At 67.2% G+C, this 21,732-nt stretch carries 34 protein-coding genes and 1 pseudogene; 6 read left to right on the forward strand and 29 right to left on the reverse strand.

What is annotated here, in order from left to right:
• Both G3573_RS09980 and G3573_RS09985 read left to right on the forward strand, forming a co-directional pair.
• Window positions 1–236 (forward strand): annotated as a pseudogene (locus tag G3573_RS09980) (ABC transporter ATP-binding protein); the annotation flags it as partial.
• Window positions 226–1,047, forward strand: coding sequence for an ABC transporter permease (locus G3573_RS09985; RefSeq protein WP_163260939.1), 822 nt, complete (start codon window positions 226–228; stop codon window positions 1,045–1,047). The pseudogene G3573_RS09980 and the gene G3573_RS09985, both read left to right, overlap by 11 nt.
• Before the next feature lie 84 nt (window positions 1,048–1,131).
• Here the strand turns inward: G3573_RS09985 and rplQ are convergent, their stop codons facing one another.
• The 27 genes from rplQ to rpsJ form a co-directional block, all read right to left on the reverse strand.
• On the reverse strand, window positions 1,132–1,548 hold the full coding sequence (rplQ, locus tag G3573_RS09990; protein ID WP_163260940.1) for a 50S ribosomal protein L17: 417 nt from the start codon (window positions 1,546–1,548) through the stop codon (window positions 1,132–1,134).
• Between the two features lie 265 nt (window positions 1,549–1,813).
• A complete protein-coding gene (locus G3573_RS09995) occupies window positions 1,814–2,830 on the reverse strand; it encodes a DNA-directed RNA polymerase subunit alpha (RefSeq protein WP_163260941.1) in 1,017 nt (338 codons plus the stop codon).
• A gap of 88 nt (window positions 2,831–2,918) precedes the next feature.
• Window positions 2,919–3,308 (reverse strand): 30S ribosomal protein S11, encoded by a 390-nt coding sequence (rpsK, locus tag G3573_RS10000; protein WP_163260942.1) that lies wholly within the window; start codon window positions 3,306–3,308, stop codon window positions 2,919–2,921.
• Window positions 3,309–3,320: 12 nt separating this feature from the next.
• A complete protein-coding gene (rpsM, locus tag G3573_RS10005) occupies window positions 3,321–3,689 on the reverse strand; it encodes a 30S ribosomal protein S13 (protein WP_163260943.1) in 369 nt (122 codons plus the stop codon).
• Window positions 3,690–3,831: 142 nt separating this feature from the next.
• On the reverse strand, window positions 3,832–4,404 hold the full coding sequence (locus G3573_RS10010) for an adenylate kinase (RefSeq protein WP_163260944.1): 573 nt from the start codon (window positions 4,402–4,404) through the stop codon (window positions 3,832–3,834).
• Window positions 4,401–5,750, reverse strand: coding sequence for a preprotein translocase subunit SecY (gene secY, locus G3573_RS10015; RefSeq protein WP_163260945.1), 1,350 nt, complete (start codon window positions 5,748–5,750; stop codon window positions 4,401–4,403). Before secY ends, G3573_RS10010 begins: the two co-directional genes overlap by 4 nt.
• A gap of 65 nt (window positions 5,751–5,815) precedes the next feature.
• Window positions 5,816–6,301, reverse strand: coding sequence for a 50S ribosomal protein L15 (gene rplO / locus G3573_RS10020; RefSeq protein WP_163260946.1), 486 nt, complete (start codon window positions 6,299–6,301; stop codon window positions 5,816–5,818).
• 154 nt (window positions 6,302–6,455) lie between these two features.
• Window positions 6,456–6,641, reverse strand: coding sequence for a 50S ribosomal protein L30 (rpmD, locus tag G3573_RS10025; protein ID WP_163260947.1), 186 nt, complete (start codon window positions 6,639–6,641; stop codon window positions 6,456–6,458).
• Between the two features lie 2 nt (window positions 6,642–6,643).
• Window positions 6,644–7,222 (reverse strand): 30S ribosomal protein S5, encoded by a 579-nt coding sequence (rpsE, locus tag G3573_RS10030; protein ID WP_163260948.1) that lies wholly within the window; start codon window positions 7,220–7,222, stop codon window positions 6,644–6,646.
• A 10-nt stretch (window positions 7,223–7,232) separates the two neighbouring features.
• On the reverse strand, window positions 7,233–7,586 hold the full coding sequence (gene rplR / locus G3573_RS10035) for a 50S ribosomal protein L18 (protein ID WP_163260949.1): 354 nt from the start codon (window positions 7,584–7,586) through the stop codon (window positions 7,233–7,235).
• 3 nt (window positions 7,587–7,589) lie between these two features.
• Entirely contained in the window at window positions 7,590–8,123 is a 534-nt protein-coding gene (gene rplF / locus G3573_RS10040; RefSeq protein ID WP_163260950.1) for a 50S ribosomal protein L6, read from the reverse strand.
• Between the two features lie 22 nt (window positions 8,124–8,145).
• On the reverse strand, window positions 8,146–8,541 hold the full coding sequence (rpsH, locus tag G3573_RS10045) for a 30S ribosomal protein S8 (protein ID WP_163260951.1): 396 nt from the start codon (window positions 8,539–8,541) through the stop codon (window positions 8,146–8,148).
• Window positions 8,542–8,551: 10 nt separating this feature from the next.
• Complete coding sequence (gene rpsN, locus G3573_RS10050) at window positions 8,552–8,857, reverse strand: 30S ribosomal protein S14 (protein ID WP_163260952.1); 306 nt, start codon at window positions 8,855–8,857, stop codon at window positions 8,552–8,554.
• Window positions 8,858–8,875: 18 nt separating this feature from the next.
• Complete coding sequence (rplE, locus tag G3573_RS10055) at window positions 8,876–9,436, reverse strand: 50S ribosomal protein L5 (protein ID WP_163260953.1); 561 nt, start codon at window positions 9,434–9,436, stop codon at window positions 8,876–8,878.
• On the reverse strand, window positions 9,429–9,746 hold the full coding sequence (rplX, locus tag G3573_RS10060) for a 50S ribosomal protein L24 (RefSeq protein ID WP_163260954.1): 318 nt from the start codon (window positions 9,744–9,746) through the stop codon (window positions 9,429–9,431). The genes rplE and rplX overlap by 8 nt, the downstream gene beginning before the upstream one ends.
• The gene (rplN, locus tag G3573_RS10065) at window positions 9,747–10,115 is read right to left on the reverse strand and encodes a 50S ribosomal protein L14 (protein ID WP_163260955.1); all 369 of its coding nucleotides are present in this window, start codon (window positions 10,113–10,115) and stop codon (window positions 9,747–9,749) included.
• 17 nt (window positions 10,116–10,132) lie between these two features.
• On the reverse strand, window positions 10,133–10,384 hold the full coding sequence (rpsQ, locus tag G3573_RS10070; RefSeq protein WP_163260956.1) for a 30S ribosomal protein S17: 252 nt from the start codon (window positions 10,382–10,384) through the stop codon (window positions 10,133–10,135).
• 13 nt (window positions 10,385–10,397) lie between these two features.
• Complete coding sequence (gene rpmC, locus G3573_RS10075) at window positions 10,398–10,592, reverse strand: 50S ribosomal protein L29 (RefSeq protein WP_163260957.1); 195 nt, start codon at window positions 10,590–10,592, stop codon at window positions 10,398–10,400.
• Between the two features lie 5 nt (window positions 10,593–10,597).
• Window positions 10,598–11,029 (reverse strand): 50S ribosomal protein L16, encoded by a 432-nt coding sequence (gene rplP / locus G3573_RS10080; protein ID WP_163260958.1) that lies wholly within the window; start codon window positions 11,027–11,029, stop codon window positions 10,598–10,600.
• A gap of 5 nt (window positions 11,030–11,034) precedes the next feature.
• Window positions 11,035–11,799 carry a 30S ribosomal protein S3 gene (rpsC, locus tag G3573_RS10085; protein ID WP_163260959.1) on the reverse strand — a complete coding sequence of 255 codons (765 nt, stop codon included), beginning with the start codon at window positions 11,797–11,799 and terminating at the stop codon, window positions 11,035–11,037.
• Window positions 11,799–12,182 carry a 50S ribosomal protein L22 gene (gene rplV / locus G3573_RS10090; RefSeq protein WP_163260960.1) on the reverse strand — a complete coding sequence of 128 codons (384 nt, stop codon included), beginning with the start codon at window positions 12,180–12,182 and terminating at the stop codon, window positions 11,799–11,801. The genes rpsC and rplV overlap by 1 nt, the downstream gene beginning before the upstream one ends.
• 4 nt (window positions 12,183–12,186) lie before the next feature.
• Window positions 12,187–12,465 (reverse strand): 30S ribosomal protein S19, encoded by a 279-nt coding sequence (gene rpsS / locus G3573_RS10095; RefSeq protein ID WP_163260961.1) that lies wholly within the window; start codon window positions 12,463–12,465, stop codon window positions 12,187–12,189.
• Between the two features lie 2 nt (window positions 12,466–12,467).
• Entirely contained in the window at window positions 12,468–13,304 is an 837-nt protein-coding gene (gene rplB, locus G3573_RS10100; RefSeq protein WP_163260962.1) for a 50S ribosomal protein L2, read from the reverse strand.
• Between the two features lie 4 nt (window positions 13,305–13,308).
• On the reverse strand, window positions 13,309–13,605 hold the full coding sequence (locus G3573_RS10105) for a 50S ribosomal protein L23 (RefSeq protein ID WP_163260963.1): 297 nt from the start codon (window positions 13,603–13,605) through the stop codon (window positions 13,309–13,311).
• Window positions 13,605–14,240 (reverse strand): 50S ribosomal protein L4, encoded by a 636-nt coding sequence (gene rplD, locus G3573_RS10110; RefSeq protein ID WP_163260964.1) that lies wholly within the window; start codon window positions 14,238–14,240, stop codon window positions 13,605–13,607. The genes G3573_RS10105 and rplD overlap by 1 nt, the downstream gene beginning before the upstream one ends.
• Window positions 14,237–14,986, reverse strand: a complete 750-nt coding sequence (gene rplC, locus G3573_RS10115) for a 50S ribosomal protein L3 (protein WP_163260965.1) — start codon at window positions 14,984–14,986, stop codon at window positions 14,237–14,239. Before rplC ends, rplD begins: the two co-directional genes overlap by 4 nt.
• Window positions 14,987–14,998: 12 nt before the next feature.
• On the reverse strand, window positions 14,999–15,307 hold the full coding sequence (rpsJ, locus tag G3573_RS10120; RefSeq protein WP_163260966.1) for a 30S ribosomal protein S10: 309 nt from the start codon (window positions 15,305–15,307) through the stop codon (window positions 14,999–15,001).
• 464 nt (window positions 15,308–15,771) lie between these two features.
• Between rpsJ and G3573_RS10125 the strand changes: the two genes are divergently transcribed.
• The 4 genes from G3573_RS10125 to G3573_RS10140 all read left to right on the forward strand — a co-directional run bounded on the left by G3573_RS10125 (window position 15,772) and on the right by G3573_RS10140 (window position 19,686).
• Window positions 15,772–16,539 (forward strand): outer membrane beta-barrel protein, encoded by a 768-nt coding sequence (locus G3573_RS10125; RefSeq protein WP_163260967.1) that lies wholly within the window; start codon window positions 15,772–15,774, stop codon window positions 16,537–16,539.
• Window positions 16,540–16,883: 344 nt separating this feature from the next.
• Entirely contained in the window at window positions 16,884–17,621 is a 738-nt protein-coding gene (locus G3573_RS10130; protein WP_163260968.1) for a porin, read from the forward strand.
• Window positions 17,622–17,964: 343 nt separating this feature from the next.
• A complete protein-coding gene (locus G3573_RS10135) occupies window positions 17,965–18,696 on the forward strand; it encodes a TonB-dependent receptor (RefSeq protein ID WP_163260969.1) in 732 nt (243 codons plus the stop codon).
• A 213-nt stretch (window positions 18,697–18,909) separates the two neighbouring features.
• On the forward strand, window positions 18,910–19,686 hold the full coding sequence (locus tag G3573_RS10140; protein WP_163260970.1) for an outer membrane beta-barrel protein: 777 nt from the start codon (window positions 18,910–18,912) through the stop codon (window positions 19,684–19,686).
• Window positions 19,687–19,752: 66 nt separating this feature from the next.
• On the opposite strand, the gene G3573_RS10145 is transcribed toward G3573_RS10140, so the two are convergent.
• Both G3573_RS10145 and G3573_RS10150 read right to left on the reverse strand, forming a co-directional pair.
• Window positions 19,753–20,598, reverse strand: a complete 846-nt coding sequence (locus G3573_RS10145; RefSeq protein ID WP_163260971.1) for a hypothetical protein — start codon at window positions 20,596–20,598, stop codon at window positions 19,753–19,755.
• A 22-nt stretch (window positions 20,599–20,620) separates the two neighbouring features.
• On the reverse strand, window positions 20,621–21,496 hold the full coding sequence (locus tag G3573_RS10150) for a DUF2807 domain-containing protein (protein ID WP_163260972.1): 876 nt from the start codon (window positions 21,494–21,496) through the stop codon (window positions 20,621–20,623).
• Window positions 21,497–21,732 lie beyond the last annotated feature (236 nt).

Consider the following 21,732-nt stretch of genomic DNA (forward strand, 5'->3'; position numbering starts at 1 on the left):
CCGGCCAGGAGCGCCTGCGCATCGCCGCCACGCCGCTCGACGCCGTGCTCGAGGTGCTGGGCGCGCGCGGCGCGCGGGACGGCGACGGCGTGCTGGCCGACGTCGACCGCGCCGGCGCGCCGGCCCTGATCCGCGCCCTGGTCGAACGCGGGGTCGACATCACCGAGGCGCGCTGGGTCGGCGGCGACCTGGAGCGCGTGTTCCTGCAGCAGACCGGAGACGCCCGTGCTGGCTGACGCCCTGGCCTGCGAAGGCTTCAAGCTCTGGCGCAATCGCGCCGCCCTGTTCTGGGGCTTCCTGTTCGTGCCGCTGGTCGCGCTGGTGATCGGCGTCGGCGTGGAGCTCTGGTTCCGCGGCGCGGTGGCCCGTTCGAACGTCATCCCGGCCCTGGACCTCGCCCGCGTGATGCTGAAGGCGGTCGCCGACGCCGGCTCGCCCTTCACCCAGCTGTTTCTGCTGATCGCCGGCGCGTCCGTGTTCGGCGGCGAATACCGCTGGGAGACCTGGCGGCTGCTGACGCCGCGCAACAGCCGCGCGAACCTGCTCGCCGCCAAGGCCCTGGTCGTCGCCGCCGCGGCCGCCGCCAGCGTGGCGCTGATCGCCTTCGCCGGGATCGCCGCCGGCCTGATCGGCGCCCTGGGCCGCCATGCGCCGACCGTCTGGAACGGCGAGCACGGATTTGTCCTGCAGTTCGCCGGCCTGTTCCTGATCAGCTGGCTGCAGGTGCTGCAGCCCCTGGCCGTCGGCGCGCTGGCGGCGGTGGTCAGCCGCTCGATCCTGGCCGCCGTGATGACCCCGATCGTGCTGGGCGTCGTCCAGGCCCTGATGATGAGCCAGCTCGGCCCCGGCGGTCTCGCCACGCCGCCGCTCTGGGGCTTCCTCGCCCTGCCGGGCCTGTCGGTGGAGCTCCTGCGCGCCGCGATCGGCGACGTCCCCCTGCCCGCCGCCACCATCTGGTCCGCCGGCGCCGCGCTTGCGGGCTGGGTGATCCTGCCGGTCGTCGCGGCCGGCGTCGTGTTCCAGCGCCAGGACCTGTCGCGGGAATAGGCCCGGGACGCCCGGGCGGCGGCCAAACGAAAAAGGCCCCGGAACCTGGGTTCCGGGGCCTTTCGACTTCTCAGGTGAGAAGGATCACTCTTCGCCGGCGAAGATTTCCGGCTTCGGACCGGAGTCCTTGCCCTTCTCGTTCACGTCGCGGTCGACGAACTCGATGACGGCCATCGGGGCGTCGTCGCCGTGGCGGAAGCCGGCCTTCATGATGCGGATGTAGCCGCCGTTACGCTCGGCGTAGCGCGGGCCGATCACGGCGAACAGCTTGCCGACCTGCTCGACGTCACGGACGCGGCTGATGGCGATACGGCGGGCGTGCAGGTCGCCGCGCTTGGCCAGGGTCACCAGCTTCTCGACGAAGGGACGCAGTTCCTTCGCCTTCGGCAGGGTGGTGGTGATCTGCTCGTGCTTGATCAGCGAGGCGGCCATGTTGGCGAACATGGCGGTGCGGTGGCTGGTCGTACGACCCAGTTTGCGGTGGGCGGAACCGTGACGCATCGGTCAATCTCCATGAGACCGGCGGCGCGCAGCCTGGCCGATCTCCCAAAATCAGCCCGGACGCGAAGGCCGCATACCTCTTGGCGCGGCCCGTTCCGGACGTCGGCTCCTGAGAGCCGAAGGTTACCGGGACAGGGTTTTGGGCGCCTTCCCGATAAGCGGTGCGCGCTCGGCTGACCGAAATCGCGCTCCTATAAAAAGCAAACCGGCCCCGAGCGGGAGCTCGGAGCCGGTTCTGAAACGCAAAACCTAGGAAGCGTCGACCTTAGATCTGGTCTTCGAACTTCTTGGCCAGGTCTTCGATGTTTTCCGGCGGCCAGTTCGGCACGTCCATGCCCAGCGCCAGGCCCATGCTCTGCAGCACTTCCTTGATCTCGTTCAAGGACTTGCGGCCGAAGTTCGGGGTCCGCAGCATCTCGGCTTCGGTCTTCTGGATCAGATCGCCGATGTAGACGATGTTGTCGTTCTTCAGGCAGTTCGCCGAACGGACCGACAGCTCCAGCTCGTCGACCTTCTTCAGCAGAGCCGGGTTGAACGGCAGCTCCGGCTTGCCTTCTTCGGCCGACGGCTTCTTCGGCTCTTCGAAGGTGATGAAGATCTGCAGCTGGTCTTGCAGGATGCGGGCGGCGTAGGCCACGGCGTCCACCGGCGAAACCGCGCCGTTGGTCTCCACTTCCATGATCAGCTTGTCGTAGTCGAGCGACTGGCCCTGGCGGGTCGGCTCGACGCGGTAGGCGACGCGCTTGACCGGGCTGTAGAGGGCGTCGACGGCGATCAGGCCGATCGGGGCGTCCTCAGGACGGTTGCGCTCGGCCGGGACGTAGCCCTTGCCGTTCTGAACGGTGAACTCCATGCGCACCGAGGCGCCCTCGTCCAGCGTGCACAGCACGTGGTCGGGGTTCAGCACTTCGATGTCCGACGGCAGGTCGATCTGGCCGGCGGTCACCGGGCCGGGACCCGTGGCGCGCAGGGTCATGCGCTTCGGGCCCTCAGCGTGCATGCGCAGGGCCAGTTGCTTGATGTTCAGGATGATGTCGACGACGTCTTCGCGCACGCCCTCCATCGAGGAGAACTCGTGCACCACGCCGTCGATCTGCACGGCGGTGACCGCCGCGCCTTGCAGCGACGACAGCAGCACCCGGCGAAGGGCGTTGCCGAGCGTCACGCCGAAGCCGCGCTCGAGCGGTTCGGCGACCAGCCGCGCCTTGCGCTGGCTGTCGACGCCGGACTCGATCTGCGGCTTCTCGGGACGGATCAGCTCTTGCCAGTTTCTTTCGATCACGGATTCGGTCCCTCGAACGGGTTTCGCCGGCCGGCCGCAGGCTGCATCGAGCCCCGGACCGACCGGCGGAAAAGGTAAGCGACGGCGATCAGACGCGACGACGCTTGGGCGGGCGGCAGCCGTTGTGCGGGATCGGCGTGACGTCGCGGATGGTGGTGATGGTGAAGCCCACCGCCTGCAGCGCACGCAGAGCCGACTCGCGGCCCGAACCCGGGCCCGCCACGTTCACTTCCAGCGTTTTCACGCCGTGTTCCATCGCCTTGCGGCCCGCGTCTTCGGCGGCGACCTGCGCGGCGTACGGGGTCGACTTACGCGAACCCTTGAAGCCCATGGCCCCGGCCGACGACCAGGAGATGGCGTTCCCCTGCGCGTCGGTGATGGTGATCATGGTGTTGTTGAACGTGGCGTTCACGTGCGCCACGCCCGAGGTGATGTTCTTACGTTCGCGGCGTTTAACGCGAGCCGGTTCCTTGGCCATCGGACTTCAGCCTTACTTCTTCTTGCCGGCGATCGGCTTGGCCGGGCCCTTGCGGGTCCGGGCGTTGGTGTGGGTGCGCTGGCCGCGGACCGGCAGGCCCTTGCGGTGACGCAGGCCGCGATAGCAGGCCAGGTCCATCAGACGCTTGATGTTCATCGAAACTTCACGGCGCAGATCGCCTTCGACGGTGTAATCACGGTCGATGGTTTCGCGGATCTGAAGCACTTCGGCGTCGGTCAGCTGGTTAACGCGACGAGCCTGGTCGATCCCGACCTTCCCCATGATGTCGCGGGCGTTCTTCGCGCCGATGCCATGGATGTATTGGAGCGCGATTTCGACGCGCTTGTTGGTCGGAATATTGACGCCTGCGATACGGGCCACGTCTGAAGTCTCCTGAACGCGTGGAGGACACGACGACGACGCCCCGGCTCTCGCCCCACACGGTACTGAGAGCCGGCGCGCGAAATCGCGCCCTTTCGCGGAAGCGCCCCGTTATAGGGATGAAAACGCTTCCGTCAATGGGTTAAGCGGGAACCGAACCAAGGGCGCCGTCGATGCCGGCGGCGACCTCCTGAACCATTCCCATGCCGTCGACTTCGACCAGTTTGCCCTGCGCCGCGTAGTACGGCAGCAGCGGCGCAGTCTGGGCGTTGTAGGCGGCGAGCCTCACTTTGAAGGTTTCCGGATTGTCGTCCGGGCGGCCTTCCTCCGCGAATCGTTTGGCGACCCGCGCGAGCAGACCATCCTCATCCACCTTCAGGCGGACGACACGGTCGATCTTGCGGCCGCGCTTGGCCAGCATGGCGTCCAGCGCCTCGGCCTGGGCCACGGTGCGCGGGAAGCCGTCGAAGATCGCCCCGCCGGCGGCTTCAGCCTCCGGCAGACGCTCTTCGATCAGGGCGATGACGATCTCGTCGGTGACGAGGCCGCCGGCGTCCATCACGGCCGCGACGCGCTGGCCGAGCTCGGAGCCCGAGGCGCGGGCGGCGCGCAGCATGTCGCCGGTGGACAGCTGGACCATGCCGCGCTCGGCGACCAGGCGCTTCGCCTGAGTGCCCTTCCCCGCCGCCGGCGGGCCGAACAGAATCAGGTTCATCGACCGCGCGCTCCCCGCAGCTTGGCCTTCTTGATCAGGCCCTCGTACTGGTGGGCCAGCAGGTGGGACTGGATCTGGCCGACGGTGTCCATGGTCACCGACACGACGATCAGGATCGAGGTGCCGCCGAACGCCAGGTTGTTGCCGAACCGGGCGATGAAGGTCTCGGGCAGCAGGCACACCAGGGTGATGTAGCCGGCGCCGATGGCCGTCAGGCGGCTCAGCACGTGGTCCAGATACTCGGCCGTGCGCTTACCGGGGCGGATGCCGGGCAGGAAGCCGCCGTACTTGCGCAGGTTCTCGGCCGTCTCCTCCGGATTGAACACGATCGACGTGTAGAAGAAGGAGAAGAAGATGATCAGCGCCGCGTACAGGGCGATGAACACCGGCTGGCCGTGGTGCAGCGTGCTGGTCACCGGGGTCAGCCACGAGGCCCACTCCGGCGCGTTCGGCCCCGCCAGGAACTGGGCGGCGGTGGTCGGCAGCAGCAGCAGCGACGAGGCGAAGATCGGCGGGATCACGCCGGCGGTGTTGATCTTCAGTGGCAGGAACGAGCTCTCGCCGCCGAACATGCGGTTGCCGACCTGACGCTTCGGGTACTGGATCAGCAGCCGGCGCTGCGAGCGCTCCATGAACACGATGAAGAAGATCGCGCCGATCAGCAGGACGGCGATGGTGAACAGGGCGAAGCCGCTCACCTGCCCCTGCTGGGCCAGGCCCAGGAGGTTGGCGATCGTGCTCGGCAAGGCGGCCACGATACCGGCGAAGATGATCAGCGACACGCCGTTGCCGACGCCGCGGCTGGTCACCTGCTCGCCGAGCCACATCAGGAACATGGTGCCGCCGGTCAGGGTGGTGACCGTCGACAACAGGAAGACGATGCCGGGGTGGTCGACCAGGCCCTGGGCGTTCTGCAGGCCGATGGCGATGCCGAACGACTGGGCCAGGGCCAGCACCACGGTCAGGTAGCGGGTGTACTGGTTGAGCGTCTTGCGCCCCGCCTCCCCGCCTTCCTTCCGCAGCTTCTCCCACGGGCCGTAGATCGTGCCGAGCAGCTGCACGATGATCGACGCCGAGATGTAGGGCATCACGTTGAGCGCGAAGATCGCCATGCGCTGCACCGCGCCGCCCGAGAACATGTTGAACATGCCCAGGATGCCCTGCTGCGACTGCCCGAAGGCGGCCGCGAAGGCGTCGGCGTTGATGCCCGGGATCGGGATGTAGGTCCCGAGCCGGTAGACGATCAGCGCGCCCAGGGTGAACCACAGACGCTTGTGCAGTTCGGTCGCCTTCGCGAAGGCGCCGATGTTCATATTCGCGGCGAGCTGTTCAGCAGCCGAGGCCATTCGAGAACCCCCGAAACTCTAGACCCGCCTCAAATAGGCGACGGTGGCAGCCAGAGCGAGAGGGCTCAGGCGGCAGCTTCTTCGGTTTGCGGACGGCTTTGGGCGATCTTGCCGCCGGCGGCTTCCACGGCCTTCACGGCCGACGCCGAGGCCGAGTAGACGGCCAGGTCGAGCTTGGCGGAGACTTCGCCGTGGCCCAGCAGGCGCACGCCGTCCAGTTCGCGGCGGATCACGCCGGCGGCCTTCAGGGCGGCGGCGTCGATGGTCGCCTTGGCGTCGAGCTTGCCGGCTTCGATCGCCTTGGCGATGCGCCACAGGTTCACTTCGACCAGCTTCAGACGGAACGGGTTGTTGAAGCCGCGCTTGGGCATGCGCATGTGCAGCGGCATCTGGCCGCCTTCGAAGCCCGCCAGCGCCACGCCGGTACGGGACTTCTGACCCTTCACGCCGCGACCCGAGGTCTTGCCCTTGCCCGAGCCCGGGCCACGGCCGACGCGCATGCGGCCCTTGTGGGCGCCGTCGTTGTCGCGGAGTTCGTTCAGCTTCGTCATATCAGCCTCTCCTCGGAGATCTGCGCCGGGAAGTCCCCTCCCCGACTCGGCTTTGAAAATGCGCTTCGCCCCATGTCGGGAGAATCCCGACACGGGGCGAGCGGCGAGGGTTAGCGTCGGACCAGGTCCGACGCAAGCATTTCAGGAGAGAGGCTTACGCCTCTTCCTTCACCACGGCGACCATGTGGGCGACCTTGGCGATCATGCCGCGAACCGACGGGGTGTCCTCGAGCGTGGACTCCCGGCCGATCTTGTTCAGGCCCAGACCCTTCAGCGTCGCGCGCTGGTCGTCGGTGCGACGGATCGGGCTGGCGGTTTGACGAACGGTGACCTTAGCCATGATCAGCCCTCGATGGCGTCGGGCGCCGAAGCGCCGTCGTTACGGCGGCCGATGATGTCGCCCACCTTCTTGCCGCGCTTGTTAGCAACCTGACGCGGCGAGCTCTGGACCTTGAGGGCCTCGAACGTCGCACGCACCATGTTGTAGGGGTTGGACGAGCCGGTCGACTTGGCGACCACGTCCTGGACGCCCAGGGTTTCCAGCACGGCGCGCATCGGACCGCCGGCGATCACGCCGGTGCCCGGAGGGGCCGCGCGCATCATCACCTTGCCGGCGCCCCAACGGCCAGCGCCGTCGTGGTGCAGGGTGCGGGATTCGCGCAGCGGGACGCGGATCATCGCCTTCTTGGCTTCTTCGGTCGCCTTGCGGATGGCTTCCGGCACTTCACGCGCCTTGCCGTGACCGAAACCGACGCGGCCCTTTTGGTCGCCGACGACCATCAGAGCGGCGAAGGAGAAGCGACGGCCACCCTTCACGGTGGCGGCGACGCGGTTGATGTGGACGAGCTTTTCGACGATGTCGGACTGCTCTTCCGGTTCACGCGAGCGGCGATCGCGGCGTTCTTCGTTCGGACGGGCCATTGCGATCCCCTTAGAAGTTCAGGCCGGCTTCGCGCGCGGCGTCGGCCAGGGCCTTGACCCGGCCGTGGTAGATGTAGCCGCCGCGGTCGAACACGACGTCCTTGACGCCCTGTTCGATCGCACGCTGGGCGACTAGGGCCCCGACCTTGGCGGCCGCGGCCTTGTCCGACCCACGCTTGCTGTCGCCTTCCACCGAGGAAGCGGCCGCGACGGTCACGCCGCGCGCGTCGTCGATGACCTGAGCGTAGATGTTCTTGGACGAACGGAAGACCGACAGGCGCAGCCGCCCGTTCGAGACCGCCTTGAGCCGAATGCGGTTGCGCTCGGCGCGGCGCTTGTTGATTTCGCGAGGAGAGAGCGCCATGGCTTACTTCTTCTTGCCTTCCTTACGACGGACCTTTTCGCCCGCGTAACGGACGCCCTTGCCCTTGTAGGGCTCCGGCGGACGGATCTTGCGGATGCGCGCGGCGGTCTCGCCGACGACCTGCTTGTCGATGCCCGAGATACGGATCTCGGTCTGCTTCGGCACCGTGAAGGTGATGCCGGCCGGAGCCGCGACGTCGACGTCGTGGCTGAAGCCCAGTTGCAGCGACAGGGCCGTGCCCTTCATGGCGGCGCGGTAACCGACGCCGACCAGTTCGAGCGCCTGCTCGTAACCCTTCGTCACGCCCTCGACCATGTTGCCGACGAGCGTGCGCGACAGGCCCCACATGGCGCGAGCGCGCTGGGTGTCTTCGCGCGGGGTCAGCGTGATTTCGCCGCCCTCGTGCTTCACTTCGATTTCGTCGGCGACGGTCCAGGCGAGTTGCCCCTTGGGGCCCTTCACCGTGACCGACTGGCCGGCGAGCGTCACCTGGACGCCCGACGGGACAGCGATCGCCTTTTTGCCGATCCGAGACATGTTCTGTTTCCCTCGCCTCGCCTTAGTAGACGCGGCAGAGCACTTCGCCGCCCACGTTGGCGTCGCGCGCGGCGTTATCGGACATCACGCCCTTCGGCGTGGACAGGATCGAGATCCCGAGGCCGTTCTTGATCGGCTTCAGGTCCTTGATCGACGAATAGACCCGGCGGCCCGGCTTGGAGACGCGCGCGATTTCCGCGATCACCGGCTGGCCGTCGAAGTACTTCAGCTCGATCTCGAACTGCGGGAACTCGCCCGGCGTTTCCACCAGGTTGTAGCCCCGGATGTAGCCCTCGCCCTGCAGCACGTCGAGGACGCGCTGGCGCAGCTTGGAGGCCGGGGTCAGCACCTTCGAACGCTTGCGGGTCGCGGCGTTCTTGATGCGGGCGATCATATCGCCGAGAGGATCGTTCACCATCGGGGGGTCCTCACCAGCTCGACTTGGTCATGCCCGGGATCTGGCCGAGCGACGCCAGGTCGCGCAGCGAGATACGGGACATCTTGAGCTTGCGATAATAGGCGCGCGGACGACCCGTCACCTCGCAACGGTTGCGGATGCGGTTCTGCGCGGAGTTGCGCGGCAGTTCGGCCAGCTTCAGGCGCGCTTCGAAGCGCTCCTCCAGCGGACGGCCTTCGTCGTTGGCGATCGCCTTCAGGGCGGCCCGCTTTTCGGCGTACTGCGCGACGAGACGCTTGACCATCTCGTTGCGGTTGACGGCGCTTTTCTTAGCCATTGTGCTTCTCCCCCGCCCTTACGCCGTAAACGGGAACTGGAACTCTTTCAGGAGCGCCTTGGCTTCCTGATCGGTCCCGGCCGTGGTGCAGACGACGATGTCCATGCCCCAGATCTGGTCGATCTGATCGTAGTTGATCTCCGGGAACACCAGGTGCTCCTTCAGACCCATGGCGTAGTTGCCACGCCCGTCGAACGAGTTGCCGTTCAGGCCCCGGAAGTCCTTCACCCGCGGCAGAGCGATGGTGATCAGACGGTCCAGGAACTCGAACATGCGGTCCTGGCGCAGGGTAACCTTGGCGCCGACAACCATGCCTTCGCGCAGCTTGAACTGGGCGATCGACTTGCGGGCCTTGGTCGGCAGCGGCTTCTGGCCGGTGATCGCGGCCAGGTCCTTCACGGCGGCGTTGACCTTCTTGGAGTCAGCCACCGCTTCGCCGATGCCCATGTTCACGACGATCTTGTCGAGCTTGGGGACCTGCATCTCGTTGGTGTAGGCGAACTGCTCCTTCATCGCCGCGCGGATGCGCTCGCGATAAACGGTCTTCAGCCGCGGCTCATACTTAGCGGTATCAGCCATTGATGACCTCGCCGGACTTCTTGGCCACGCGCACCTTCTTGTCCCCTTCGACGCGGAAGCCGACGCGGGTCGCGCCGCCGGTCTTGGGATCGACGAAGGCCACGTTCGACACGTGGATCGGCGCTTCCTTGTTCACGATGCCGCCCTGCGGGTTCACCTGCGAGGGGCGGGTGTGCCGCTGGACGACGTTGACGCCTTCCACCAGCACGCGGTTTTCGGTCGGATTGACCTTCAGGACGGTGCCCTGACGGCCCTTGTCCTTGCCGGTCAGGACGACGACGCGGTCGCCCTTCTTGATCTTCGCGGCCATTTACAGGACCTCCGGCGCCAGGGAGATGATCTTCATGTGGTTCTTGGCGCGCAGTTCGCGGGGAACCGGGCCGAAGATCCGCGTGCCGATCGGCTCGCTCTGCTTGTTGACGATCACGGCCGCGTTCTTGTCGAAGCGGATAACCGAGCCGTCCTTGCGCTTGATGTCCTTCGAGGTGCGGACGACGATCGCGCGGAGCACGTCGCCTTTCTTCACGCGGCCCCGAGGGATCGCTTCCTTCACGGAAACGACGATCAGATCACCGACGTGCGCGTAACGGCGCTTCGCGCCGCCCAGCACCTTGATGCACATGACCCGGCGGGCGCCGGAATTGTCGGCGACATCCAGGTTAGTCTGCATCTGGATCATGACTTAGATCCTTCCACTCATTCGGCGGCCGGGGCGCTGCCCTTGGGCAGCACTTCCCAGCGCTTCAGCTTCGACTTCGGCGCGCACTCGACGATGCGAGCAATTTCGCCGGTCTTGTAGGCGTTGGCCTCGTCGTGAGCGTGGTACTTCTTGGACAGCCGCACGGTCTTTTTCAGAACCGGATGCAGGATCGTCCGCTCCACTTTCACGACGACGGTCTTCTCTCCCTTGTCGGAGACGACCACGCCTTCGAGAATTCGCTTCGGCATATTCGTCTCTTCCTCAGGCCGACTTCTGGGCGCCTTGCAGCGTCTTGATGCGCGCAATGGCCTTGCGCACCTCGTCGACACGGTGGGTCTTTTCAAGCTGACCCGTGGCGGCCTGGAAGCGCAGGTTGAACTGCTCCTTTTTGAGCTTCAGAAGCTCGTCCTGGAGCTGGTCCGGGGTCATGCCCCGGAGATCACCGATCTTCGCCATCTTGATCACTCCGCGGCGGCGATGCCGGCGTCGAGGCGGGTCACCACCTTCGTGCGCACCGGCAGCTTGGCGGCGCCGAGACGCAGCGCTTCGCGCGCCACGTCGTCCGGCACGCCGTCGATTTCAAACAGGATGCGGCCCGGGTGGACGCGCGCGGCCCAGTAATCCACCGCGCCCTTGCCTTTACCCATCCGGACTTCAGCCGGCTTGTCGGTGACCGGCAGGTCGGGGAACACCCGGATCCAAACGCGGCCCTGACGCTTCATCTGACGCGTGATCGCCCGACGGGCGGCCTCGATCTGACGAGCGGTCAGGCGCTCCGGCTCCAGCGACTTCAGGCCGTAAGAGCCGAAGTTCAGCAGGAAGCCACCCTTGGCGTTGCCGTGGATACGGCCCTTGAACGCCTTCCGGTACTTGGTTTTCTTCGGTTGCAGCATGACTCTTAGCCCTCGGCCTGACCGCGCTCGCGACGCGGACCGCGCGGACCACGGGGACCGCGATCACCACGCTCGCGACCTTCGCTCGACGACGGGCCGGCGGCCTCGGTCGCCCAACGCTTGTCCTGGGCCATCGGGTCGTGCTCGAGCACTTCACCCTTGAACACCCAGACCTTCACGCCGATGACGCCGTAGGTCGTCTTGGCTTCGATGAAGCCGTAGTCGATGTCGGCGCGCAGGGTGTGCAGCGGCACGCGGCCTTCGCGGTACCATTCCATGCGGGCGATTTCAGCGCCGCCCAGACGGCCGGACACGTTGATCCGGATGCCCTTGGCGCCCAGACGCATGGCCGACTGCATGGCGCGCTTCATGGCGCGACGGAAGGCGACGCGGCGCTCGAGCTGCTGGGCGATGTTCTCGGCCACCAGCTGGGCGTCGGTCTCCGGCTTGCGGACTTCGACGATGTTCAGGAAGACTTCGCCTTCCGTCAGCTTGCCGATGTCCTTGCGCAGCTTGTCGATGTCCGCGCCCTTCTTGCCGATCACGACACCCGGACGGGCGGCGTAGATCGTCACGCGGCACTTCTTGTGCGGGCGCTCGATGATGATGCGCGACACGCCGGCGCCCGAGAGGCGCTTCTTCAGCTCCTCACGAAGCTTCAGGTCGTCGTGCAGCAGGCGCGCGTAGTCCTTGCGGCCGGCGAACCAGCGGCTGTCCCACGTGCGGTTGACGCCGAGCCGGAGCCCGACCGGATTGACTTTCTGACCCATCAGGCGGCCTCCGCGCCGAGCTCACGGACCACGATCGTGATCTCGGAGAAGGGTTTCTCGATGCGCGAGGCCCGGCCGCGAGCGCGGGCCGAGAAACGCTTCATCACCAGGTTCTTGCCCACGAAGGCCTCGGCGACGACCAGGTTGTCGATGTCGAGGTTGTGGTTGTTCTCGGCGTTGGAGATGGCCGAGTACAGCGCCTTGCGAACGTCTTTCGCGATGCGCTTGTGGCTGAACTCCAGTTCGTTGAGCGCACGCGTGACCGGCAGACCGCGGATAGAAGCGGCGACCAGGTTCAGCTTACGCGGGCTGGTGCGCAGGTTGACCACCTTCGCACGAGCCTCGGCCGCGCCGACGCGGCGGGGATTAGAAGCCTTGCCCATCGCCCTACTTCCTCTTGGCCTTCTTGTCGGCCGCGTGGCCGTAGAAGGTGCGGGTCGGCGCGAATTCGCCGAGCTTCATGCCGACCATGTCCTCGGAGATGAGGACCGGCACGTGCTTGTGGCCGTTGTAGACGCCGAACGTCAGGCCGACGAACTGCGGCAGGATGGTCGAGCGGCGCGACCAGGTCTTGATCACGTCCTTGCGGCCCGACGACTGAAGGGCGTCGGCCTTCTTCAGCAGATAGCCGTCGACGAACGGACCTTTCCAGGCGGAACGGGTCATCGTTAGCGAGCCTTCTTCACGTGACGGCTACGGATGATGAACTTGTCCGTCGCCTTGTTCTTGCGGGTCTTGGAACCCTTCGTCGGCTTGCCGGTCGGGCTGACCGGGTGACGGCCGCCCGAGGTGCGGCCTTCGCCGCCGCCGTGCGGGTGGTCGATCGGGTTCATGGCCACGCCGCGAACGTGCGGACGGAAGCCCATGTGACGCGTACGACCGGCCTTGCCGAGGTTTTGGTTCATGTGGTCCGGGTTGGACACCGCACCCACCGTGGCGATGCAGCTGTCCAGCACCATGCGCAGCTCGCCCGAGCCGAGACGGATCTGGGCGTAGCCGGCGTCACGGCCGACCAGCTGGGCGTAGGCGCCGGCCGAGCGAGCCAGCTGGCCGCCCTTCAGCGGCTTCATCTCCACGTTGTGGATGATGGTGCCGATCGGCATGGAGCGCAGCGGCATGGCGTTGCCCGGCTTCACGTCGACCTTCTCGCCGGCCACCACCACGTCGCCGGCCTTAAGCCGCTGCGGCGCGAGGATGTAGGCCTTTTCGCCGTCCTGGTAGGTCACCAGGGCGATGAAGGCCGAGCGGTTCGGGTCGTACTCCAGGCGCTCGACGGTCGCGGGCATGTCCCACTTGCGGCGCTTGAAGTCGATGATGCGGTACAGGCGCTTGGCGCCGCCGCCGCGGAAGCGGACGGCGATGCGGCCGCCGCCGCCGCGGCCGCCCTTTTTGGTCAGGCCTTCGACGAGGGCCTTTTCCGGCTTGCCCTTGTGGAGCTCAGACCGGTCGACCAGGACGAGGCCACGACGGCCCGGCGAGGTCGGATTGAATTGCTTCAGAGCCATGGTCTCAGAGCCCCGTGGTCACGTCGATCGATTGGCCCTCTTGCAGGGTCACGATCGCTTTCTTGACGTCCGAACGACGGCCGAGGATGCCGCGGAAGCGCTTGGTCTTGCCCTTGGTGACCACGGTGTTGACCTTGGTGACCTTGACGTTGAACAGCGCTTCGACAGCGGCGGCGATTTCATCCTTGGAGGCGTCGTGCGCCACCTTGAAGACGACCTTGTTCTGCTCGGAGAGCAGGGTCGACTTTTCGGTGATCAGCGGCGCCAGGATGGTGTCGTAGTGGCGAGCGGTGGCGGCCATTACGCAGCCTCCTCAGAGAAGCGCGCCTGGATCGCTTCGACCGCCGCGCGCGTCAGCACGAGGGTGTCGCGACGCAGGACGTCGTAGACGTTCAGGCCGGCGTCCGGCAGCACGTCGACGTGCGGGATGTTGCGAGCCGCCAGGCCGAAGTTGGTGTCGACCGCCGGACCGGCGATGATCAGCGCGTTCTTCAGGCCGAGCTTTTCGAACTGGGCGCGCAGAGCCGCGGTCTTCGGGGCGTCCAGCGCGGCCTGGTCGAGGATGACCAGCGAGCCGGCCTTGGCCTTCGACGACAGGGCGTGGCGCAGGGCCAGCTTGCGGACCTTCTTGGGCAGGTCGGTCTCGTGCGAGCGGACGACCGGACCGAAGGCGCGCGAACCGCCGACGAACTGCGGCGCACGGCGCGAACCGTGACGGGCGCCGCCGGTGCCCTTCTGCTTGTACATCTTCTTGCCGGTGCGAGAGTTCTCGTTCCGGGTCTGCACCTTGTGAGTGCCGGCACGGCGCTTGGCCAGTTGCCACACCACGCAGCGCTGCAGGATGTCCGGACGGATCTCTTCGATGCCGAAGACTTCGTCCGACAGCTCGACCGAGCCGGCCTTGCCGCCGTCCAGGTTGATCACGTCGATCTTCATTGCTCTTCGCCCCCGTTCGAGGCTTCGACCGCCGGAGCGGCTTCAACCGGGGTTTCGACCGGCTGAGCGCCCGCCTTGCGGAACGCGCCCGGCTTCGGCGCGTCGGCCGGCAGAGCACGCTTCACGGCGTCGTGGATCTTCACGTACGAACCTTCGGCGCCCGGAACGGCGCCCTTGATCATGATCAGGCCGCGGTCGAGATCGACGCGGTAGACCGACAGGTTCTGGGTGGTGACGGTTTCAACACCGAGGTGACCGGCCATCTTCTTGTTCTTGAAGACCTTGCCGGGGTCCTGGCGCTGACCGGTCGAACCGTGAGCACGGTGCGACACGGACACACCGTGGGTGGCGCGCATGCCGCCGAAGTTCCAGCGCTTCATGGCGCCGGCGAAACCCTTACCGACGGTCACGCCCTGGATGTCGACGCGCTGGCCGGGAACGTAGTGGTCCGCGGTGATTTCCGCGCCCACTTCGATCAGGTTCTCTTCAGAGACGCGGAACTCGGTCACGACCCGCTTGGGCTCGACCAGCGCCTTGGCGAACTGGCCACGCAGAGGCTGCGCGGTGTTCTTCGCCTTCTTGGCGCCGGCGCCGAGCTGCAGCGCGACGTAGCCGTCCTTGTCCTGGGTGCGCTGGCCGACGACTTGGCAGCCGTCGAGAGCCAGCACGGTCACCGGCACGTGCGCTCCTTCATCATCGAAGAAACGCGTCATGCCGAGCTTCTTGGCGATCACGCCCGTACGCATCGGATCCCGCCTTTAGATCTTGATCTCGACGTCCACGCCGGCGGACAGGTCGAGCTTCATCAGCGCGTCCACGGTCTGCGGGGTGGGGTCGACGATGTCGAGCACGCGCTTGTGCGTGCGGATTTCAAACTGTTCGCGCGACTTCTTGTCGACGTGCGGCGAACGGTTGACGGTGAAGCGCTCGATGCGCGTCGGCAGGGGGATCGGCCCCCGGACTTGGGCGCCCGTGCGCTTGGCCGTATTCACGATCTCGCGCGTGGAATGGTCCAGCACGCGGTGATCGAAGGCCTTGAGCCGGATGCGGATGTTCTGACGATCCATATCGCTCGTATTCCTGACGGTGGCTGTCGCCGCGTCCTCTGAACCATTTCAAAGACCGACCCTGAGGGGTTCCTCAGGACGCGGACGTCCGCAAAAACGATAGGCCCGCGCGGACATCCACGAGGGCCGTTGTACCCGGGTTGCGCCCCTGAGAGGCGCTTCAAACTCAGGTCGTTCCTGCGAACCGCGTCTGCCTTTCGGCACGGCCGGCTCAACAAGAGGCGCGGGTTATGCCCGGCGATTCAGCCTGCGTCAAGGCCGCTTTCCCAAAGGATCTGCGGCGATGCGCGCGACCGCGCCGCGACGCACCGATCACCCCCTTTCGTCGCGCGAGAGGCGAGGTTGGTCGCGCGGCGGGTGGCGGCCGGACAGCTTGACCGTAATCGGAAGCGGCCCGCCCGGTCGCATCCCCCGACTGCTTCCCCACGCGGCCGGGCCGGGCGTCTCTCATCGAGGATACAATAATGAAGACGCACCTGCTTTGCGCCGCGGCGATCGCCGCGGTCGCCGTTTCCGCTCCGGCCTACGCCCAGGTCGCCGGCCAGATCGACGCCGGCTACGCCCGCACCGCGTACGACGTCGGCGGCGGCAACGACTTCGACTCCGACACCCTCGCCCTGAGCGGCAAGGCGGTGTTCGCGGCCAGCGACCTGATCAACTTCCAGGTCGACGCGGGCGTCGCCCGCAGCGAGATCGAGGACTATGCGGTCACCGCCAAGACCGCCACGGTGCACGCCTTCACCCGCAACGACAGCTACGCGTTCGGCGGCTTCGTCGGCATGACCGAAGCTCAGGACAGCGCCATGTGGACCGGCGGCGTGGAAGCCCAGAAGTATCTGGACAACCTGACCCTCGCCGGCAGCGTCGCCTACGGCCAGTTCGACAACTGGGAGAACGTCGACATCATCCAGGTCGGCGGCGAAGCCCGCTACTTCCTGAGCGACAACACCCGCATCGACGGCCACGCCGGTTACGCCTCGATCAAGAGCGAGGACGAGGACTACGGCGGCTGGAGCCTGGGCTTCGGCGCCGAGCACCAGTTCGCCAGCCAGCCGTTCAGCGTGTACGCCGCCTATGACCACTCCGAAGCGAAGGATTACGACGGCAGCGCCGACACCTTCAGCGTCGGCCTGCGCTGGACCTTCGGCGCCGACAGCCTGAAGCAGCGCGACCGCAAGGGCGCCAGCTTCGGCGGCGCCTCGGCCTTCGGCCTGACGAACATCGTCTTCTAAGAACCGTCGGTCCGGCCCCGGCCGGACGGACGACGCTACGCGCGCGCCCCGAGTCACCGACTCGGGGCGCGTTTCGTTTGGCGTGGTGAACGGCCGCTCAGCTTCATGAACTGGAGTTCAGCCTCGTGGCGAAGCCGGACTTCGCCGAACGCGAAGCCGCCACATTCGCCTTTGATCCGACACAATCGCGACAAGGTCTGTTGCAGAACCGTCACGCTTCCCGCTCCCGGAACGGAAGCGTCACCGTATGCGCCTTGAGCGGCCGGGCGGCCCTGCTTAGCTGGCGAACAACCGCAGAGCCCCTCCCCTCAACGGCTCCGCGGGCAACATAAGGAATAAGAGCAATGAAGAACGTTCTGTTCGCCTCCGCCGCCCTGGCCGTCGTCGCCCTCGCCGCCCCGGCCTTCGCCCAAGACGCCTCGGGCTACGTCGGCGGCTCCTACGCCAAGACCGACACCGACTTCGGCGACGCCGACACCTGGGGCCTGGACGGCGCCGTCGCCTTCAGCGCGACCGACAAGCTGGGCGTGCAGATCGACGCCGGCTACGCCAACACCGACGTCGACGGCTTCGACTCGTCGGACGCCTACAACGCCAACGTCCACCTGTTCACCCGTAACGACGCGTGGGCCGTGGGCGGCTTCGCCGGCGTGACCGACGCCGAAGACTCCACCACCTGGAACATCGGCGCCGAAGGCGCGAAGTACCTCGACAACGTCACCCTGGCCGGCGCCGTCGCCTACGCCAACAACGACGACGCGGACGTCGACGTCTGGGGCATCGGCGGTGAAGCCCGCTACTTCGTGTCCGACAACTTCCGCCTGAACGGCGGCCTGTCCTACGCCGACGCCGACGTCGAGAAGGCGTGGACCGTCGGCCTGGGCGGCGAATACCAGTTCGCGGCCACCCCGGTCAGCCTGTACGCCGGCTACGAGCACACCAAGTTCGACGAAGCCGACATCGACGCCGACAAGTTCACCGTCGGCGTGCGCTACAACTTCGGTGGCCAGACCCTGAAGGGCCGCGACCGTTCGGGCGCCAGCTTCAACGGCGCCAAGACCGCTTTCGGCGGCCTGTTCTAAGAGGTCGCCTTCCGGCTGCGGCCGGAACGGCGAGGAACGCCCCGGAGCCTGGCTCCGGGGCGTTTTCTTTTGCGCGGTCCGTAGGGATTCGGCGCGCCGCGAGCGCTTAACCGTTCGTGCGCACCTGTGGCGAACAAGGCCGCGCACGGCCCAATCCCGCCGCAATCGCCTACAGAAAGTCGCAATTACGCCAAGGTCCGTTGCACAACCAGCACGGTCCGCCGCCCTGCGGCGAAGCTTCCTCCTCAAGGCTTGTGAGCCCGTACGGCCAAGCTTAGCTGGCGATCCAACCGTGGCGCTTCCCACAAGCGAAACACCGCGGGGGAAACGCAAGGAAGCTCTAATGAAAAACGTTCTGTTCGCCTCGGCCGCCCTCGCCGCCGTCGCCTTCGCCGCCCCGGCCTTCGCCGACGACACCTCGGGCTACTTCGGCGCCGGCTACACCCGCACCGGCAGCGACGTCGAAACCTATGACCTGACCGCCTCGGTGGCCTTCAAGCCGACCGACCAGATCGGCGTGCAGCTCGACGCCGGCTACACCAGCCTGCAGATCGACGACGAGTTCAGCTCCGAGAACATGTTCGGCGCCGGCGCCCACGTCTTCACCCGCAACGACCAGTGGGCCATCGGCGGCTTCGCCGCCGTGTCGAACTCCGACTCGGTCAGCACCTACAACCTCGGCGTCGAAGGCGCGAAGTACTTCGACAACCTGACCGTGGCCGGCACCATCGCCTACGGCAGCAGCGACGACCTGGACGCCGACGCCTGGGGCGTGGGCGGCGAAGTCCGCTACTTCCTGACCGACAACTTCCGCCTGAACGCCGGCCTCGGCTACGCCGACGCTGACGCCGACACGGTGGTCTCGGCCGGCCTGGGCGGCGAATACCAGCTGTCCACCAGCCCGTTCAGCGTCTACGCCGGCTACACCCACTACCAGTTCGACGAAGCCGACATCGACGAAGACAAGCTGTCGATCGGCATGCGCGTCTCGTTCGGCGGCCAGACCCTGAAGGGCCGCGACCGCGCGGGCGCCAGCTTCACCGGCGCGGCCGGCGTGTTCGGCGGCGTGTTCTAAGCGACTTCCTTCCGGCGCCCGCGCCGGACGACACGACCTCAGACGCCCCGGAGCCCCGCTCCGGGGCGTCTTCCGTTTGGCCCTGGACCTTTGGAATAACAGCGTTCGTTTACCGCCGCGCTTGTGACCTAAACGGCACAGCCTACGGGGGAGCTTTACGGTATCAATTCTCCCTCGGGGGGAGCGTTCCACTTTCGACCAGGGGAAAGCTCCATGAAGTCCAGTCTGCTGGTTACGACGGCGCTCGGCGCCGTGTTCATCGCGGCCCCCGCCTTCGCCCAGGAGGCGGTGACGGGCTACGCCGACGTCGACTACGGCAACATCAATCTAGATTCCGACTTCGGAGACAACGACGCCAACGCCTGGTCGATCGGCGGCGCGGTGGAAATCCCGCAGCAGTCGTGGGGCCTGCAGTTCGACGTCCGCTATACCGACGCCGACGACCTGACCGACCAGGGCGTGATCCAGGGCACCGCCCACGTCCACGCCCGCAACGACCAGGGCCTGATCGGCGGCTTCGCCGGCTTCACCGACTCCGACGTCACCGATCAGACCTGGGTGATCGGGGCGGAAGGCCAATACTATTTCGAGCAGAGCACCCTGTCGGGCTCGGTCGGCTACGGCCAGATCGACGACGCGGACGTGGACATCTGGGGCGCCACGGGCGGCCTGGCCTACTTCATCCAGGACGACTTCCGGGTCGACGGCGAGATCGGCTGGAACCAGGCCGAGGACGGCTTCGGGGATCTCGAGGTCTGGAGCTTCGGGCTCGGCGGCGAATACCAGTTCCCGACCGTGCCGATCAGCGTGTTCGCCAGCTACGAGCACCAGGAGTTCGACGAGGACATCCCGGGCGACCTGTCGTCCGACGCCTTCCGCGTCGGCATCCGCTGGAACTACGGCGGCGGCACGCTGAAGGACCGCGACCGCTTCGGCGCGGCGCTGAAGCCGCTGGGCGGCATCATCGGGGCCGGCTTCCCGTTCTTCTAAGCCCGTTCTTATAAGACAGGGCGAGACGGCGCCCCGGCTTGCGGCCGGGGCGCCGATACTCAGGCCTCAGCGCGCGATCTTCACCTTGGCGAAGCCGGACTGGCTGATGCGCTTGGCGCCCGTCACCTGGGCGACGCGGATGGTGCCCATGCCGTCGGCCGAGGCGTCCAGGCTGGCCGCGACGCCGTCGAACTGAACGTCGCCCATGCCCTCCAGCGTGGCCTTGAAGGTCGTGGCGGCGCCGCTCTTGATGCGGACGTCGCCCATGCCTTCCAGCGACACGTCCACCGGGCCGTTGACGCGGTCGACGGTGATGTCGGCCATGCCCTCCAGGTCGGCGGTGAACGCCCCGACGCTGACCAGGTGGACGTCGCCCATCCCTTCCAGCTTCACGATCGCAGCACCGGCCCGCGTGGCGTAGATGTCGGCCACGCCCTCAATGTCGAGGCCGAGCCGGCCCGACACGTCGGCGAACTTCCACGCGCCGCAGCGCTCATGCGACAGACTCACCGAACGGGCCGCGCCGACCTCGCCGACCACGGCCCCGTCCGCGTTGATCACCACGTCCTGCGGCGTGTGCAGGATCACCACCGGCAGGTCCTTCACCGCGACGTTGCGCCGGCCGTGCAGCACGATGTTGCCGGTGTCGAAATCCTTCCCGGACTTGCGGCAGTTCTTCAGGTCGCTGTCGTCCAGCGTGCCGCGCACCACCGCCTGGCCGCCTTCCCAGAACAGCCGCGGGGCGGCGATGTCGGAAGCGCCCGGCCGGATCTCGACCTTCACGTCGCTGCGGGCCTCCGGCATGACGACGACGCGCGCCGCCAGGTCCTCGAGCCGCACGGTCTGGGTCGCGGCCGAGGCCGCGGGAGCGCCGGCCGCAAATGCGGCCGCCGCGAGAAGCAACGCTTTCATGACTAGGTCCCCCGTTACCCGATCAGCGACCGACGACGACGTCGCCGGAGCCCATCACACTCTTGCTGATCGAGCCGGTGACCGCGCCGACGCGCACGTCGCCCGAACCGATCACCGAGGCGTTCAGCGTGTCCGCCGTCCCACCGAAGCGCACGTCGCCGGAGCCGGCGATCGAGGCCTTCAGGCGGCTGGCGCGGCCGGCGTCGACGCTGACGTCGCCCGAACCGGCGATCGAGGCGTCAATCGGGCCGTCCACGCGGGCCACCCGCACGTCGCCCGAGCCGGCGATCGAAGCGCGCAGGCCCTGGGTCGCGCCGGTGCGGATGTCGCCGGAGCCGGCGATCGAGGCCTGCAGGCTGGCGGAGGTCCCGGCCGCGACGTCGCCCGACCCGGCCACCGAGATCTTCATGTCGCCCTTGGTGTTGGCGACGGTCCAGTCGCCGCAGCCGGCGCCGGCCAACTCGACGCTGTCAGACCGGCCGATCGAGCCGAACACCGCGCCGCCGGCGTCGATGTTGACGTTCATCGGCACCCGCAGGGTGATCAGCGGCGCGTCGGCCAACTTCACCGGGGGCAGGCCGCGGACGTTGATGACGAGGTTTTCCGGCGGGTTGACCGCCGCGTCGAGGGTGGAGGCCCCGCCGTGGTAGTTGCAGCCCTGGATCCGGCGATCCAGGTCGCCGTCGATCTCGACCTTGCCGCCGCCGCGCTGCGAAACCTTCAGTTGCGGCAGGTCGGCGCGGCCCTGGCGCACGTCGACGGCGATGTCGGAGCGAGCCTCCGGGATCACCACGACGCGGGCGACCGCGTTCTCGATCTCGACTTCCGGAGCCGCCGACGCGGCGCCCGCCGCACACATGGCCGCCGCCGCCGCCGCGATGAACAGTTGAACCTTCATGACCCTCTTCCCTGAGCGATGCTTGAGCGGAAGGTGGGCCGACCGGCACAGGCTGTCAGCTTAAATCGAGGTCATTACTTCGCCTTAATCTAGGCGGGCGCGGATCAGGCCGCCGCCTCGGTGCGGCGCGCGAAGGCCGCCGCCGCCGCCGCCGTGCCCGCGAGCCGGGCCCAGGGCGTGGTCTCACAGGCGTCGATCACCGCGAACCGGCGCCGGGCGCTGGCGCGAATGCGAGC

This window comes from Caulobacter sp. 17J65-9 (genome assembly GCF_010975005.1).
In the GTDB taxonomy this organism is placed as follows: domain Bacteria; phylum Pseudomonadota; class Alphaproteobacteria; order Caulobacterales; family Caulobacteraceae; genus 17J80-11.

Bases quoted from the DNA above. Each gene is read 5' to 3' on its own strand.
- rplQ (WP_163260940.1), bottom strand. From the start codon at position 1,548: ATGCGTCACGGTTCCGCCCACCGCAAACTGGGTCGTACGACCAGCCAC.
- rpsK (WP_163260942.1), bottom strand. From the start codon at position 3,308: ATGGCCAAGGAACCGGCTCGCGTTAAACGCCGCGAACGTAAGAACATC.
- G3573_RS10010 (WP_163260944.1), bottom strand. From the start codon at position 4,404: ATGAACCTGATTCTGTTCGGCCCGCCGGCGGCGGGGAAGGGCACTCAG.
- secY (WP_163260945.1), bottom strand. From the start codon at position 5,750: ATGGCCTCGGCTGCTGAACAGCTCGCCGCGAATATGAACATCGGCGCC.
- rplO (WP_163260946.1), bottom strand. From the start codon at position 6,301: ATGACGAAGCTGAACGAACTCCGCGACAACGACGGCGCCCACAAGGGC.
- rpmD (WP_163260947.1), bottom strand. From the start codon at position 6,641: ATGGCTAAGGTCACCGTTCGTCAAACCGCCAGCCCGATCCGTCGCACC.
- rpsE (WP_163260948.1), bottom strand. From the start codon at position 7,222: ATGGCCCGTCCGAACGAAGAACGCCGCGATCGCCGCTCGCGTGAACCG.
- rplR (WP_163260949.1), bottom strand. From the start codon at position 7,586: ATGGCGCTCTCTCCTCGCGAAATCAACAAGCGCCGCGCCGAGCGCAAC.
- rplF (WP_163260950.1), bottom strand. From the start codon at position 8,123: ATGTCTCGGATCGGCAAAAAGGCGATCGCTGTCCCGTCGGGCGTCCAG.
- rpsH (WP_163260951.1), bottom strand. From the start codon at position 8,541: ATGGTGAACGATCCTCTCGGCGATATGATCGCCCGCATCAAGAACGCC.
- rpsN (WP_163260952.1), bottom strand. From the start codon at position 8,857: ATGGCTAAGAAAAGCGCCGTCAACCGCAACGAGATGGTCAAGCGTCTC.
- rplE (WP_163260953.1), bottom strand. From the start codon at position 9,436: ATGGCTGATACCGCTAAGTATGAGCCGCGGCTGAAGACCGTTTATCGC.
- rplX (WP_163260954.1), bottom strand. From the start codon at position 9,746: ATGGCCGCGAAGATCAAGAAGGGCGACCGCGTCGTCGTCCTGACCGGC.
- rplN (WP_163260955.1), bottom strand. From the start codon at position 10,115: ATGATCCAGATGCAGACTAACCTGGATGTCGCCGACAATTCCGGCGCC.
- rpsQ (WP_163260956.1), bottom strand. From the start codon at position 10,384: ATGCCGAAGCGAATTCTCGAAGGCGTGGTCGTCTCCGACAAGGGAGAG.
- rpmC (WP_163260957.1), bottom strand. From the start codon at position 10,592: ATGGCGAAGATCGGTGATCTCCGGGGCATGACCCCGGACCAGCTCCAG.
- rplP (WP_163260958.1), bottom strand. From the start codon at position 11,029: ATGCTGCAACCGAAGAAAACCAAGTACCGGAAGGCGTTCAAGGGCCGT.
- rpsC (WP_163260959.1), bottom strand. From the start codon at position 11,799: ATGGGTCAGAAAGTCAATCCGGTCGGGCTCCGGCTCGGCGTCAACCGC.
- rplV (WP_163260960.1), bottom strand. From the start codon at position 12,182: ATGGGCAAGGCTTCTAATCCCCGCCGCGTCGGCGCGGCCGAGGCTCGT.
- rpsS (WP_163260961.1), bottom strand. From the start codon at position 12,465: ATGACCCGTTCCGCCTGGAAAGGTCCGTTCGTCGACGGCTATCTGCTG.
- rplB (WP_163260962.1), bottom strand. From the start codon at position 13,304: ATGGCTCTGAAGCAATTCAATCCGACCTCGCCGGGCCGTCGTGGCCTC.
- G3573_RS10105 (WP_163260963.1), bottom strand. From the start codon at position 13,605: ATGGCCGCCACCGCTCGCCACTACGACACCATCCTGGCGCCGCTGATC.
- rplD (WP_163260964.1), bottom strand. From the start codon at position 14,240: ATGAAGATCGACGTGATCAACCTGGACGGCGGCAAGGCCGGCTCGGTC.
- rplC (WP_163260965.1), bottom strand. From the start codon at position 14,986: ATGCGTACGGGCGTGATCGCCAAGAAGCTCGGCATGACGCGTTTCTTC.
- rpsJ (WP_163260966.1), bottom strand. From the start codon at position 15,307: ATGGATCGTCAGAACATCCGCATCCGGCTCAAGGCCTTCGATCACCGC.
- G3573_RS10125 (WP_163260967.1), top strand. From the start codon at position 15,772: ATGAAGACGCACCTGCTTTGCGCCGCGGCGATCGCCGCGGTCGCCGTT.
- G3573_RS10130 (WP_163260968.1), top strand. From the start codon at position 16,884: ATGAAGAACGTTCTGTTCGCCTCCGCCGCCCTGGCCGTCGTCGCCCTC.
- G3573_RS10135 (WP_163260969.1), top strand. From the start codon at position 17,965: ATGAAAAACGTTCTGTTCGCCTCGGCCGCCCTCGCCGCCGTCGCCTTC.
- G3573_RS10140 (WP_163260970.1), top strand. From the start codon at position 18,910: ATGAAGTCCAGTCTGCTGGTTACGACGGCGCTCGGCGCCGTGTTCATC.
- G3573_RS10145 (WP_163260971.1), bottom strand. From the start codon at position 20,598: ATGAAAGCGTTGCTTCTCGCGGCGGCCGCATTTGCGGCCGGCGCTCCC.
- G3573_RS10150 (WP_163260972.1), bottom strand. From the start codon at position 21,496: ATGAAGGTTCAACTGTTCATCGCGGCGGCGGCGGCGGCCATGTGTGCG.